Annotated in this window: 11 protein-coding genes; 8 read left to right on the top strand and 3 right to left on the bottom strand. The window is 41.7% G+C overall.

Going from position 1 to position 13,419, the window contains the following annotated elements:
• The first annotated feature begins 1 nt into the window (after position 1).
• The 6 genes from cccB (at position 2) to ACDZ29_RS08970 (ending at position 6,669) form a co-directional block, all read left to right on the top strand.
• Positions 2-343, top strand: coding sequence for a cytochrome c551 (cccB, locus tag ACDZ29_RS08995; protein WP_375090692.1), 342 nt, complete (start codon positions 2-4; stop codon positions 341-343).
• Between the two features lie 293 nt (positions 344-636).
• Positions 637-1,323, top strand: a complete 687-nt coding sequence (gene ftsE, locus ACDZ29_RS08990) for a cell division ATP-binding protein FtsE (RefSeq protein WP_061141190.1) — start codon at positions 637-639, stop codon at positions 1,321-1,323.
• Positions 1,313-2,206 (top strand): permease-like cell division protein FtsX, encoded by an 894-nt coding sequence (gene ftsX / locus ACDZ29_RS08985; RefSeq protein ID WP_289326970.1) that lies wholly within the window; start codon positions 1,313-1,315, stop codon positions 2,204-2,206. Before ftsE ends, ftsX begins: the two co-directional genes overlap by 11 nt.
• Before the next feature lie 99 nt (positions 2,207-2,305).
• Positions 2,306-3,697: a murein hydrolase activator EnvC gene (locus tag ACDZ29_RS08980; protein WP_289326969.1), complete on the top strand. Its 1,392-nt coding sequence runs from the start codon at positions 2,306-2,308 to the stop codon at positions 3,695-3,697.
• 142 nt (positions 3,698-3,839) lie between these two features.
• A complete protein-coding gene (locus ACDZ29_RS08975; RefSeq protein WP_289326968.1) occupies positions 3,840-5,264 on the top strand; it encodes a S41 family peptidase in 1,425 nt (474 codons plus the stop codon).
• A gap of 211 nt (positions 5,265-5,475) precedes the next feature.
• Positions 5,476-6,669, top strand: a complete 1,194-nt coding sequence (locus ACDZ29_RS08970; RefSeq protein WP_375090691.1) for a PDZ domain-containing protein — start codon at positions 5,476-5,478, stop codon at positions 6,667-6,669.
• A gap of 88 nt (positions 6,670-6,757) precedes the next feature.
• On the opposite strand, the gene ACDZ29_RS08965 is transcribed toward ACDZ29_RS08970, so the two are convergent.
• Complete coding sequence (locus ACDZ29_RS08965; RefSeq protein ID WP_375090690.1) at positions 6,758-7,747, bottom strand: ABC transporter substrate-binding protein; 990 nt, start codon at positions 7,745-7,747, stop codon at positions 6,758-6,760.
• Positions 7,748-7,936: 189 nt separating this feature from the next.
• Here ACDZ29_RS08965 and ACDZ29_RS08960 point away from each other — a divergent pair, with 189 nt between their 5' ends.
• Both ACDZ29_RS08960 and ACDZ29_RS08955 read left to right on the top strand, forming a co-directional pair.
• A complete protein-coding gene (locus ACDZ29_RS08960; protein ID WP_375090689.1) occupies positions 7,937-8,941 on the top strand; it encodes a FecCD family ABC transporter permease in 1,005 nt (334 codons plus the stop codon).
• The gene (locus tag ACDZ29_RS08955; RefSeq protein WP_289326964.1) at positions 8,938-9,993 is read left to right on the top strand and encodes an iron ABC transporter permease; all 1,056 of its coding nucleotides are present in this window, start codon (positions 8,938-8,940) and stop codon (positions 9,991-9,993) included. Before ACDZ29_RS08960 ends, ACDZ29_RS08955 begins: the two co-directional genes overlap by 4 nt.
• A gap of 71 nt (positions 9,994-10,064) precedes the next feature.
• Here the strand turns inward: ACDZ29_RS08955 and ACDZ29_RS08950 are convergent, their stop codons facing one another.
• Positions 10,065-10,598: a YceI family protein gene (locus tag ACDZ29_RS08950; protein ID WP_375090688.1), complete on the bottom strand. Its 534-nt coding sequence runs from the start codon at positions 10,596-10,598 to the stop codon at positions 10,065-10,067.
• A 196-nt stretch (positions 10,599-10,794) separates the two neighbouring features.
• Positions 10,795-12,987: an MMPL family transporter gene (locus ACDZ29_RS08945; RefSeq protein ID WP_375091120.1), complete on the bottom strand. Its 2,193-nt coding sequence runs from the start codon at positions 12,985-12,987 to the stop codon at positions 10,795-10,797.
• Between the last annotated feature and the right edge of the window lie 432 nt (positions 12,988-13,419).

The raw sequence follows: 13,419 nt of genomic DNA, 5'->3' as shown, positions 1-13,419 counted from the left end.
AATGAAAATGAAATGGTTAGCCTTAGTTTTGGGTACTTCTTTGGCGTTGGCTGCATGCGGTGGGAACGATGATGCTGCAGATAAAGAGCCTGCAAGTGAAAATAATGAAACGACAACGGCAGGTGCTGGTGATGCCGCGAAAATTTACGAAAACAAATGTTCAAGTTGTCATGCAGTGAATCTTGAAGGCGGCGTAGGACCGAATTTAACGAAGGTCGGTTCGAAGCTATCAAAAGCAGACATCGAAAAAGTCATCGAGAATGGCCAAGGTGGTATGCCAAAAGGTATACTTCAGGGCAAGGAAGCGAGCATGGTCGCAGAATGGCTTGCTGGACATAAGTAATATTAACGAAACGTTCTGTTGTCAGCAGGACGTTTTTTTAGCCTCCTTTAAAACCTCGAAACAACTCACATTCAATCCCTTATCAAGCAATTAAACCCTTGAAATATTACATATGATGTTGATATATGTCTAACTGAAATGAAACTGTAATATTTTTTAAGCTTAATTTGACAAAATATGATGTTATAATGTTTCTGTGCTCAAGTAAGAGAAATTCCTGTCAGATTTAATTGAAAATTGTCGAAAAAGCTGTAGTACATAATGATAATACAAGCAAATTAGGTGGTTTTAGAATGATAGAAATGATAGATGTGAAAAAGACATATCCAAATGGCGTAATTGCCATTAATGGAATCAACGTGAAAATAAAGCCAGGCGAGTTCGTTTATGTAGTGGGTCCCAGTGGTGCCGGAAAATCGACTTTCATCAAAATGATGTATAGGGAAGAAAAGCCTACAAGCGGTAATATTTTGGTCAATGGCCTTAGCCTTCCAAGTATCCGCAATTCGAAAGTTCCTCTATTCCGCCGTAATATCGGTATGGTATTCCAAGATTTTAAACTCCTTCAAACATTCACTGCTTATGAAAATGTAGCATTTGCCATGGAAGTTATCGAAAAGGAACCAGAAGAAATCAAAAAGAGAGTCATGGAAGTTCTTGATCTGGTTGGCATTAAACATAAAGCTAGAATGCTGCCTTCCGAATTATCTGGTGGGGAACAGCAAAGGGTTGCGATAGCCCGTTCGATCGTAAATGATCCCAAGGTGGTCATTGCCGACGAGCCTACAGGGAATCTTGATCCTGAAACATCATGGGAAATCATGAACATATTTGAAGAAATTAATAAACGCGGAACAACACTTGTCATGGCCACTCATAATAGGGACATCGTCAACAATATCAAACGACGTGTCATTGCCATTGAAAGTGGAAAAATAGTTCGCGATGAACATCGAGGTGATTACGGATATGAAATTTAGAACATTGCTCCGTCACTTCCGTGAAAGTTTTAAAAATATTGGCCGTAATGGATGGATGACGTTTGCTTCAGTCAGTGCAGTAACGGTCACTCTAACATTGGTTGGCGTATTTTTAGTGCTCATGATGAATTTAAATCATATCGCGGGAAATGTGGAGAAAGATGTCGAAGTTCGTGCACATATTGATAATGCAGCGAATGATGACGATATAAAAGCTATCGGAAAGAAAATTACGGAGATGAACGGCATTGAATCAGTGGTCTTCTCTCCAAAAGATGAAGAGCTTACGAATTTAATAGATGATTTAGGTGATAATGGTGATGCTTTTAAACCATTTGAACAGGATAACCCATTAAGGGACGTTTATATCATCAAAACGAAATCACCGCAAGATGTCATCAAGGTGGCAAAGGAAATTGAAGGCTTTGAGTATATCCAAAGTGTTAAATATGGACAAGGCTACGTCGAGAAACTGTTCAGCTTCGTGAATATTGCGAGAAATATAGGAATCGTTCTTATTGTTGGTTTACTATTTACTGCAATGTTCCTGATTTCTAATACGATTAAAATTACCATTGTAGCGAGAAGAAAAGAAATTGAGATCATGAGATTGGTAGGAGCAACGAATACATTCATCCGTTGGCCATTCTTCTTGGAGGGACTCTGGTTGGGAATCCTCGGTTCCATCGTTCCCATAGGTCTGATAGCTGTACTCTACTACAATCTTTATAAATATGCAGCACCACAGATTACGTTCAAATTCATAGATTTTCTGCCTGCGAATCCGTTTATTTATCAAGTTTCGGCCATCCTCATTGTAATTGGTGCCGTTATCGGGATATGGGGTAGCTTGATGTCCGTCAGGAAGTTCTTGAAAGTATAAAAATGTAACTTTACACTTGAATGCCAAAAGAAGCCGGATACAAATAGAGAGACGTTACAAGGCACCGAATGTAACGGGATTGAAAGGGGAAATGAAACGTTGAAAAAAAATATCATTGCTATGAATGCCTCCATCATGATTGGGTTGGGAAGCATTTTAGCGGCACCATCGGTTTATGCAGAGTCGATTTCGGATTTAGAAAAACAGAAAGAATCCATTCAGGAAAAACGCTCTGGTGTTGAATCGAATATTTCAGACACGGAGAAGAAAATCGATAACCTGCAGGATAAGCAAATGACAGCAGAAGAACAAATAGCGGCCATTGAAGCGAAAATTGCAGAGTCAACAAAAAAAATAGATGCTAAAAATGCTGAAATTACACAAACGAAAAAAGAAATCGAGGCATTGAAAGAAGAGATTAAAGTATTAAAAGAGCGGATCGCCAAACGTAATGAAGTATTGAAGGAAAGGGCACTTTCTTTCCAGGAGACTGGTGGGGACGTGAACTACCTTGAAGTATTATTCGGATCATCCAGTTTTGGAGATTTAGTTGACCGTGTTGGAGCTGTAGCGACAATTGCAGAAGCCGACCGTGATATTTTAAAGCAGCATGAGCTGGATAAAAAGGAACTGGAAGAAAAACAAAATGCCGTTGAAGCGAAGCTTGCCAGTTTAGAAGTGGCAAAAGCTGAACTTTTGGAAATTCAAAAGCAACAAAAACAGCAGAAGCAAGAAAAGGATGCATTGGTTAAGAAATTAAAGCAACAAACTGAAAAGCATGAACATGAGAAGATGGGCCTAGAGGAAGAAAAAGAGAATCTTGCTGCTCAAGAAAAAGCTATCAAATCAGCCATCAACTTAGAGCATCAGCGTCTTGCCGAATTGGAAGCAGCTCGTAAAAAAGCGGCAGCCGAAGCGAAAAAACGTGCAGAGCAAGAAGCGGCACAAGCTGCAGCACAAGCAGCTTCACAAGCTTCCGAAACAAAAAAACAATCCACTTCTTCAGGATCTAGTGCAAAAAGCAACAGTTCATCATCTGCACCATCATCTTCACAAGTTTCGTCTAATGTAAGTCAAGCGCCAGCTGTATCATCAGGTACTTTCACTAGACCAAGTGCAGGATATGTATCTTCAACAATGGGTGAACGTTGGAATAAACAGCATGCCGGCATCGATATTGCTGCAAGTGGAACGGTTCCGGTTGTAGCGGCAGCCGACGGAGTCGTAAGCCGTTCTTACTTCTCAAGTACATACGGTAACGTTGTCTTTGTTACCCATTCAATCAGCGGTCAGCAATGGACTACTGTGTATGCACATTTAAGTTCTAGACAAGCAGGCGAAGGTTCTGTTGTTGCCAAAGGTCAACAAATTGGCATCATGGGTAACACAGGACATTCATACGGTCAGCATTTACACTTTGAGCTACATAAAGGCGCATGGAATTATAGCAAGTCAAATGCTGTTAATCCATTAAACTATATAAATATTTAATACCCAATATATCATCGGAAAAAACAGACTAGGATAAATTCCCTAATCTGTTTTTTTTGTGGTGCCGCCATTTTCTTCAAGCATATTCTTACCAACCCCCTCATATAGTGAATTACATATCAGGTCAGAAATGGGGATAAATATGGTCAAAAAATGGGTACTTCCTCTAGCAATCATCATGTCACTAGCCATTGGAGCAGTGGGGGGCATATATTGGACAAGCCTTCCGGATAAGAATGAAGCAAAGGATGAAAGCCAAACAATATTGAAGGATAAGGAATGGGCAAAAGTGGAACAAGCTTACGGTTTGATCGTAAGTCAGTATGTAGAACAGGTGGACGGTTCTAATCTGGTGGAAGGTGCCATCCAAGGCATGCTGTCAGCATTGAAAGATCCTTATTCCGTATATATGGACAAGGAGACCGCTAAGCAATTCAATGAAACCTTGGACTCCTCTTTTGAAGGGATAGGTACTGAAATTGGTATGGAAGATGGTAAGGTCATAATCGTATCTCCTTACAAAGATTCGCCTGCTGAGAAAGCTGGATTAAAGCCGAAAGATCAAATCCTTAAGGTGAATGGTGAAAGTGTAGAAGGTTTGGATCTGTATGAAACACGCCTGAAAATCCGTGGTGAAAAAGGGTCACCCGTCAAAATGGAAATCAAGCGGGCGGGGGTTTCCAACCCACTTGAATTCAATATGGTGCGTGCCGAAATTCCATTGGATACCGTATTTTCATCAATTAAGGAAGTCGCCGGGGAACAAATCGGTTACATCGAGCTGACCACATTCTCGGAAAATACTGCGAATGATTTCAAAAAGCAGATGAAGGAGCTGGAAAAGAGGGGGATCGGAGGCTTGGTCATAGATGTACGCGGCAACCCAGGTGGCCTTCTTTCTAGTGTGGAAACGATTCTTGGCGAGTTTATCACAAAAGAAAAGCCCTATTTGCAAATTGCAGAAAGAACGGGAGAAACACAATCGTTTTTTACAAGCCTTAAGAAAGCGAAAAGTTATCCAATTGCCGTCTTGACGGATAAAGGCAGCGCTTCGGCCTCTGAAATCCTGGCTGGCGCGATGCAAGAGGCGGGAGGCTATCCATTGGTCGGCGAGAAGACCTTCGGGAAAGGCACAGTACAGCAAGCAGTACCAATGGGTGATGGCAGTAAGATTAAACTTACGTTATATAAGTGGCTGACGCCTTCAGGGAACTGGATCCATAAAAAAGGGATCGAACCGACCATCAAAGTAAAACAGCCCGATTACTTTGATGCCCATCAGCTGGCTGTTGAGAATGTCTTGCAGCGGGATATGAATGATGAACAAATCCAGTATGCCCAAAGCATTCTGAAAGGACTTGGATTTGAACCTGGTCGTGAGGATGGATATTATGATTGGAATACAGAAATCGCCGTAAAAGCATTCCAAAAACAATTTGGCCTGAAAGTGACAGGTAAGCTGGACGCAAAAACCGCAGCACATCTGGAATCCGCCATTCTGGACAAGATCCAGGATGAAGATAATGATATTCAGTTACGCACGGCTTTGAATTATTTAGTTAAATAACTGTAGTGCGCCGTTCCCTTGGAGCGGTGCCTTTTTTGCGTTGGATCAACGCCTGTCTGCAAACATGAAGGCAGTATAGGGAAAACATGAGATAAAGCTATTTTTTCTGCATCTTAATAGGCATGGAGGTTACATTTTTGATAGAATAGGAGGTAACTGACCAGAACGAAATTTGACAAAATATTGATACTTTGAGGATGGTGGAAAGAAATTGACAACGGATTGGCTGATAGCATGCTTAATGGGATTAGGAAAACTCTTCCTTCATCCTTTGCTTTATGTTTCGATTGCCTATTGTTTATTCATCGGCTATCTTCGAGTTAAACGGGAACGACATGATTTTAATACGAAGATCTACAGAGTTTCCATGGAGCTACGTTCCATGCTACCACAAGGATTGATATGGGGATTGATCTTTTCTGTCCTCACGTTGGCTTCGGGATTCACCATTCCTTTGGCGGCACTGTTCATCATGGCTGGGGTTACGATCTTGTCCATGCTATCCATGAAAAAGCGGTTTGTTTCCCCCGTTTATACAGTGGGACTCACCTTCTTCATCCTTTTTTTTCTATATGATAGAGATATCAAGCTGACGGTATTTCAGGATGTTTTTAATCAGCTTGATCGGTCCGTGTATCAGACACTTGTTATTTTAATAGGGTTATTACTGATTGCTGAAGGGTTTTTGATTGTTGGCAATGGAAGCAAAAAGGTCTCCCCTCAGTTGGAGGTATCCAAGAGGGGGCAGCCGATTGGTGTGTATGTTTCACAACGAATCTGGCTAATTCCCATGTTCGTCATGATTCCGGGAGGACAACTTCCAGTTCCCTTCGAATGGTATCCGGTTTTTTCAATCGGGGACACATACCTGTCGCCAATCTTGCTTCCCATTTTAATCGGCTTCAAGCAAAAAGTTCATGGGACGCTCCCGGAACAGGCCATAAGGGCGCAAGGCAAAAAGGTAGGGGCATTGGGATTTGTGATTACGGCATTGGCAGTGGGTGGTTACTGGTACCCCCCATTGGCAATCATAACGGCCGTTTTAGCAATCTTGGGTCGTGAATTCCTTCATTATTCCCAAAAGGCATTGGATGAAAAGCTTCCTTTTTATTTTTCTAAAAGTAAGCTTGGTGTCCAGATCTTAGGCGTTATCCCTCAATCTCCGGCGGATAAAATGGGGTTGCTTAAAGGCGAGGTCATTTCGAAAATAAATGGTGTCGTCGTCAGGGAAGAAGGAGAGTTATACAGGGCTCTCCAAATAAACCGGGCGCATTGCAAGCTTGAGGTCATCGATAATAATGAACAGATTCGTTTTGTGCAAAGAGCTCTTTTTGACGGGGAGCATTACGAATTGGGCATCTTGTTCGTTGACGATCAATTGAAGGAAAGCGGACAAGTGGGTTAATGCCGCAAAAGCGGTGCACATGCATATAAAATAAAACGGCCTTTCTCGAAATATATCGAGAAAGGCCGTTTTCAATAGAAACGTGTTATTACTTTTCAAGCATGATCTTTTCTATATCATCCAGCATTTTATTAGCTGCAAGTACTCCACCAGCTGTATTCCATGTTGCGTCGCTAACTTCATGAGCATTTCCATTTTTGACTGCATCAAGGTTTTTCCAAAGTGGATCATTTGTCCATTCTTTTGCTGTGCTTAGAGCTTGTTTGTCGCCTTCAGGAGCGTAGGTGAAGTAAAAGAGAAGATCTCCATCCATTTTAGGGATGACTTCTTTTCCTACCTCGATGGCAAGGTTACCTAATTTATTATCTGCAGTGAACAATTCCTTTTGTTGTTCTGCACGTTTAAATCCTAATTGATCGAAAATCACTCCAGAGAATGAGTCTGTGTAATAAATACGAGTAGTTCCAGCCATGAAACGAACAACGGAAACTTCTTGATTTACCTTATCACCCAATTTAGCTTTAAGATCTTCTGTGTGTTTATCGAATTCTGCAATTACGTCGTTTCCTTTTTCTTCAAGGTTCAAGGCTTTTGAATATAGTTTAAAGTTTTCTTTCCAATCTCCTCTTAGCGTTTCAGATAATACGGTAGGGGCGATTGCATTTAATTTATCATAAACAGCCTCTTGGCGAATCTTGCTTCCAATAATCAAGTCAGGCTTCAGTGATGCGATTTTCTCTAAGTTAACTTCATGTTCTACACCAACAACTTCGACCCCATCCATATCATCTTTAATATGGTCGTACCAAGGGTCGCCAAGCCATGATTGAACGGCACCAACAGGTTTGATTCCTAAAGCAAGTAATGCTTCAGTACCTTCATTTGTCAGAACGACCACTCTTTTAGGCGTTTCTTTCAATTCAGCAGTGCCCATGGCATGCTTAATTGTGTAGCTTTTCTCTTCTTTCTTGTCTTCAGCTTTATTTCCTTCGGCTTGATCATTCGAATTCCCGCAAGCTGCTAGAAGGAAGACTGCAAATATTGTAAAAATCGTTAATAATGACTTAAATCTAAACATCTATGTATCCCTCCCAATTTTCCGGCAAATGATAATCATTCGCACTTAACAGCATCATCATAAAATGAATATACTTTTCTGTCAATATATAATTGAAAATGATTCTCAAATTCGTTGACATAATCCTGTTATCGCCAGTACAATTGAATTAAATAAGATATACAAACGTGATTGGAAAGGTAACTGGATATGTTATTAAAAAAGTCATGGCAGAAATGGATGGGGCTGTTCATTACCATTCTTTTGCTGCTGTTTTTAATGTGCTCAAGCATAGTATACGGGTATACAAATACAACATGGCAAATGGCCATTGATGCTTTTACCCATTTCAATGGGACGAATGAACACATTGTCATTCAATCAGTCAGACTACCACGAGCCCTAATCGCATCGGCAATTGGTGCAAGTTTGGCCATCTCAGGGGTGTTAATGCAAACGCTAACTAAAAATCCACTCGCTTCTCCAGATATATTCGGTGTCAACGCAGGCGCGGGATTGGCGGTTGTCACTGGGGTCACCGTTTTTGGGATAAGCAATCTTCAAGTATTCACATGGTTGTCTTTTATAGGGGCCGCCATAGCCGCGATAAGCATATATATGATTGGAAGCATGGGACGGGGCGGCTTGACACCGATGAAGCTGACATTGGCCGGTGCAGCCATGACTGCCATGGTATCTTCACTCACACAAGGTCTTCTCGTTTCTAATGAGGCCCTTTTAGAGCAAGTGCTGTTCTGGCTTGCTGGATCAGTTTCCGGGAGAAGTCTGGACAATTTAATTGCCGTCCTGCCGTATCTTGTTGTTGGTTGGGGCATTGCCTTGATCGTGTCCGGTAAAATGAATGTGTTATCCATGGGTGAAGATGTTGCAAAAGGTCTAGGACTGAACATAGTTTTCCTTAAACTGGTTCTGGGACTGGCAGTCATCCTGCTAGCTGGAGGATCAGTAGCGGTTGCGGGTCCGATTGGTTTTATTGGAATCGTCGTTCCGCATCTTACCCGTTCTATAATAGGCATCGATCATCGCTGGTTGATTCCTTTCTCTGGACTTTTCGGGGCGGTGCTTTTAATCGTAGCCGATATCATATCCAGGTATATCCTGATGCCCCGAGAAGTTCCTGTTGGAGTCATGACAGCCATAATCGGGACCCCATTCTTTATTTATATAGCTAGAAAGGGGTTCAGCGGTCGATGAAGTCATATAAGAGCTTTCGTTTGTTTAATGAAAAAATATCATTCTTAATGGATAAAAAAGCTATGATCGTGATTTTCGCATTATTTTTAGTCACTTCATTAGTGTTTGTGATCAGTACTGCTGTGGGTGAAATGAATATCCATCCGTTGAGCGTACTTCAGGTCTTTATTGGAGGGGGGACGGAAAGCGATCGGCTTATTATCCAATCTTTCCGCCTGCCCAGAATAATTGTTGCTCTCTTGGTAGGAATGGGTCTTGCGGTAGCTGGAGGTATCCTTCAGGGGATGATTCGAAATCCACTTGCCTCCCCGGATATCTTGGGGATAACAGGAGGGGCGACTGTAGCGGTCGTTGGATTCATGGCCTTTTTTAGCGATAAGAACCATTCGTTAACGGTAAGCATCAATTGGCTTCCGTTAGCTGCATTCATTGGGGCGACAGTCGTGGCATTGCTTGTTTATTCTTTAGCCTGGAAAAATGGAGTTCCCCCGATAAGGCTTGTGTTGATTGGGATCGGGGTGATGGCTTTAATGAAGGCACTCACTACAATGATGATGATTCTTGGGCCCGTCTTTCAAGCGAGCCAGGCAAACCTTTGGATCACGGGTTCAGTATCTAACTCCACCTGGAGTAATATCGCGGTGCTAGCTCCATGGACGATTCTATTCCTTTTACTTGCCTTTCTATATGCCAGGAATATTAATTTACAGGAGTTAGGCGATGACCTTGCAACGGGGCTTGGAGGACATGTCCAAAAACAGCGGTTTACATTATTGATGATCAGTACGGCATTGATTGGTGGTTCTACCGCTTTTGCTGGAGGAATTGGCTTTGTGGGACTAATGGCGCCTCATATGGCTAGAAGGCTGGTTGGTTCGAGTTTTGGGGTGTTGTTGCCTACTTCAGCTTTGCTTGGCGGCATCCTTGTTATGGTAGCGGATTTGATTGGACGGACCTTATTCTCACCTTTGGAAATACCTGCTGGTGTCTTTACAGCGAGCATCGGGGCACCATACTTCATTTACTTACTTTATAAAACGAGGAATTCGTAATTCCGATAAAATGAATACTTTGAATAAGAAAGAAGCAGCCATCCTGGGGATGGCTGCTTCTTTCTTATTCATTAAGCTACTTTAGCAACTTCGATTTCGATGGTAAGAGTGATTTGATCGCCGATTAGTACGCCGCCTGTTTCTAATGCTGCGTTATAGGTCAAACCATAATCACTGCGTTTAACTTTCCCTTTCCCACTAAAACCCGCTTTTTCATTTCCCCATGGATCTTTTCCTTGGCCTTCGAAGGTGATGGCGAAAGTTTCTTCTTGTGTGATTCCGTTAAGAGTTACATTACCTGTTACATCGTATTCATCTTCATTCGTTTTCACGATTTTAGTTGATTGGAATGTTAATGTAGGGTTTTTTTCTACATCAAAAAAGTCAGCGGAACGCAAGTGGTTATCCCGGTCTGCATTCCGTGTGTCTATACTGGCCACATCTACGGTAAAATCAATATCTGCAGTTGTTAGGTCCAGTGGATCTGCTGAAATGTTTGCCTCGAACTTATTAAAACTTCCTTTTACTTTGGCGATCATCATATGTTTTACAGAAAATTCAATAGCACTGTGAGTCGGGTCGACTGTCCACTTTGTATTTGTCATGGTTATTCCTCCTGATTATTAATCTCGAATATATATATCTTTAATTTGAGATATCTGAACTTAATGTAATTATAAGAGGTGAAAGTAGAAGTGTCAACTGAAAGTTTTCCTTATTTTAGAAAACGTGTAAAAACCCTGTGCATTTAAGGAGCACAGGGTTTTTCTTTTTAAGAAGGGTAAAAGCTAACTTTCTTTATTAATTGGCATGTTCATTCTCTTTTTGATTAGTCACCTTACTCGGCCAAAAGGCATAGCGGCCAAGGAGGGAGGTGATTGCCGGGACCAGGAACGGGCGCACGATGAATGTGTCCATTAACACACCTAGAGCAGTAATGAGCCCGAATTGAACCAATACTTGAATCGGAAGTGTGGCAAGAACGGAAAAAGTGGCTGCCAAGATTATGCCGGCTGAAGTGATGACACCGCTAGTTTCGGCAACGCCTTTTCTAATGGCCTGCTTGATTGGCATCGTTTTTTTCTTACGCCAAATGCTTGAAACCATGAAAATATTATAATCTTCTCCAAGTGCAACCAGGAATACGAATGAATAAAGCGGAATTGTCCCCTCTATGGCATCCACACCCATGAAATAATGCAAGATTATCCAACCTAAGCCCATAGCTGCAAAGAAAGAGAGAATGACAGTTCCCATTAAATACACCATGGCTGTCACAGATCGCAAGTAGGCTAAAAGGAGCAATGAAATCAGGACGATGATGATCGGGATGATCATGAATTCATCGGCTTTTACGGTATCCCTTTTATCAAATTGTGTCGCAGTTTGCCCGCCAATCCAAACCTTTTCATCAACAGAAGAGATATTGGCGGCCTTCAATTCTTTCTCTGCCATGGTGCGGATTTCTGGAATTGAATCAATGGCTTCAATATCGTAGGGGTTTATGTTGAATGTGACTTCATAGGACTGTAGATCTTTATTAGATTTACTTGTGACGGGATCAGCAACATTTTCAACGATATTCATCCCTTTTAATGCCGACGCTAAATCGATATCTTCACCATCCGTATCGACAACCACTGTGGCTGGTGCCAGTTCGCCTGGTGAATACGAGTCGGAAATGACGGAATAGCCTTCACGTGAGTTCATATCTTCAGGGAAAGAAGAGAGAATATCATATGAATATTTTATTTGCGAAGAATATCCAGCTAAAACACTGAAGATGATCAGGCATGTAAGAATGACGGTCCATGGCTTGGTTGTGACGATAGTACCAATCCAATTACCGATACGACCTGATTCTTTATGCTTTTTGACTTCTTTTCCCTTTTTCTTGGCCCGTGCTTCTTCCATTTCTGGTGTACGCGGAACGATTGGGAAGAAGGAAGCCCTCCCGAATACAGAAAGCAATGCCGGTACAAGGGTTAAAGCTGCCAGCATCATGATTAAAATGGACAAGCTGAATGGTACAGCGAAACGGTGATAGGCTCCGTATTTGGCTACAAGCAATGTTAGCAGGGAAATGACGATCGTAAGGCCGCTCATTGCAATGGCACCTGATGAATCTTTAAATGCGGCAATCATGGCTTTCCGTTTACTTTCATGATTCCTTAATTCACTTCTGTAGTGAGAAATTAAAAATAGACAATAATCCGTTCCGGCACCGAATAATAATACGGTCATGATTGAAATGGCCTGTGAATCGACTGTAATCCAACCATGGTCTGCCATGAATCCAAGGATCGGGCTTGTGACAATATAGGCGAAGCCTACTCCGATTAAAGGAATAATGGCTAAAAGCGGGGAGCGGTAAATGAGTAATAAGACAACAAGTACAAGAATTACGGTTGCTAATAGCAATTTGAAATCCGCACCTGAAAATAATCCCGTTGCATCGACGGATATCCCTACAGGGCCTGTCACTCGAAGGGATAATTCACCTGAATCTGTTGGTACCTTGAATGGGTCCGATCCAATGCGTTCAGATACTGTTTCATTAATGCTTTCAAGATTTTTTTCCAGAATGGCAGTTTCGGTCTTTTCTTTAAAGAAAAGCGGCTGTACGAAAGTCGTTCCATCTTCCGAAACCGATCCTTGCAGAGCAGGCAACGGAATTTCATGTAGCGGTGGTAGAAAAGATTGCTGGGACAGTGGGTTATCTGTCAGTTCTTTGGAAAGGTACTGGATTTCAGCCAAGTCGGCTTCTGTCAGTCCACCTTCCCGATGCCATGTAAGCAGGGCAGGTAATCCAGAAGATTTCGGGAATTCTTTTTTAATAAGTTCATCAGCCACGACGGAGGCTGAGTCTTCAGGCAAGTCAGCGGCATTATTTGTTGTTCGATCATTTACGGCAGGCAATGTGAAGGTTAAGAGAATTGCTGCAATTATCCATAAAGCAATGACAACCCAACGACTGGTTTTTCCTGTCATCATCCTGCCAAGTCTTCCTATTATTGATTCTCCCAATGAAGGCACCTCGCTTTTTGAATTTTTTATCCTTATTTCATTATAATGGAGTGCTGTTGACTTATTCAAAAATGGGTATGCTGCCTCTAAAAAGCCTTGAATGGATGATTGCCATTCAAGGCTTTCTTATCATTTTATGAGTTTAGAACAGACGAAGATTTCTTTTAAATCCATAGGAGCTTGCTGTAACGTTAACCGTTGTTGAATCGGTGCGGGCCATTCGATGATCGTGGGAAGGACACAAATATCAGTATTGCTACTAAAAGGTAATTATTCTTTCTTTCATAAAGCTCGCTCCTCTTCATTATTACTAGAAAATATAGTGAAGTTTCTTGAAACATTAATGTGTAGTCAGCCTGTTTTTAATTCGATGTTATGAAGATATGTTGTTGGTGTTGT

The sequence above is a fragment of the Peribacillus sp. RS7 genome, assembly GCF_041956845.1.
Classification (GTDB): Bacteria; Bacillota; Bacilli; order Bacillales; family DSM-1321; genus Peribacillus.
This window is presented reverse-complemented; position numbering and strand designations above follow the sequence as displayed.

What these genes read in the sequence shown, in the direction of transcription:
- cccB (WP_375090692.1), top strand. Translation starts at nt 2, where the DNA reads ATGAAAATGAAATGGTTAGCCTTAGTTTTGGGTACTTCTTTGGCGTTG.
- ftsE (WP_061141190.1), top strand. Translation starts at nt 637, where the DNA reads ATGATAGAAATGATAGATGTGAAAAAGACATATCCAAATGGCGTAATT.
- ftsX (WP_289326970.1), top strand. Translation starts at nt 1,313, where the DNA reads ATGAAATTTAGAACATTGCTCCGTCACTTCCGTGAAAGTTTTAAAAAT.
- ACDZ29_RS08975 (WP_289326968.1), top strand. Translation starts at nt 3,840, where the DNA reads ATGGTCAAAAAATGGGTACTTCCTCTAGCAATCATCATGTCACTAGCC.
- ACDZ29_RS08965 (WP_375090690.1), bottom strand. Translation starts at nt 7,747, where the DNA reads ATGTTTAGATTTAAGTCATTATTAACGATTTTTACAATATTTGCAGTC.
- ACDZ29_RS08960 (WP_375090689.1), top strand. Translation starts at nt 7,937, where the DNA reads ATGTTATTAAAAAAGTCATGGCAGAAATGGATGGGGCTGTTCATTACC.
- ACDZ29_RS08955 (WP_289326964.1), top strand. Translation starts at nt 8,938, where the DNA reads ATGAAGTCATATAAGAGCTTTCGTTTGTTTAATGAAAAAATATCATTC.
- ACDZ29_RS08950 (WP_375090688.1), bottom strand. Translation starts at nt 10,598, where the DNA reads ATGACAAATACAAAGTGGACAGTCGACCCGACTCACAGTGCTATTGAA.
- ACDZ29_RS08945 (WP_375091120.1), bottom strand. Translation starts at nt 12,987, where the DNA reads ATGATGACAGGAAAAACCAGTCGTTGGGTTGTCATTGCTTTATGGATA.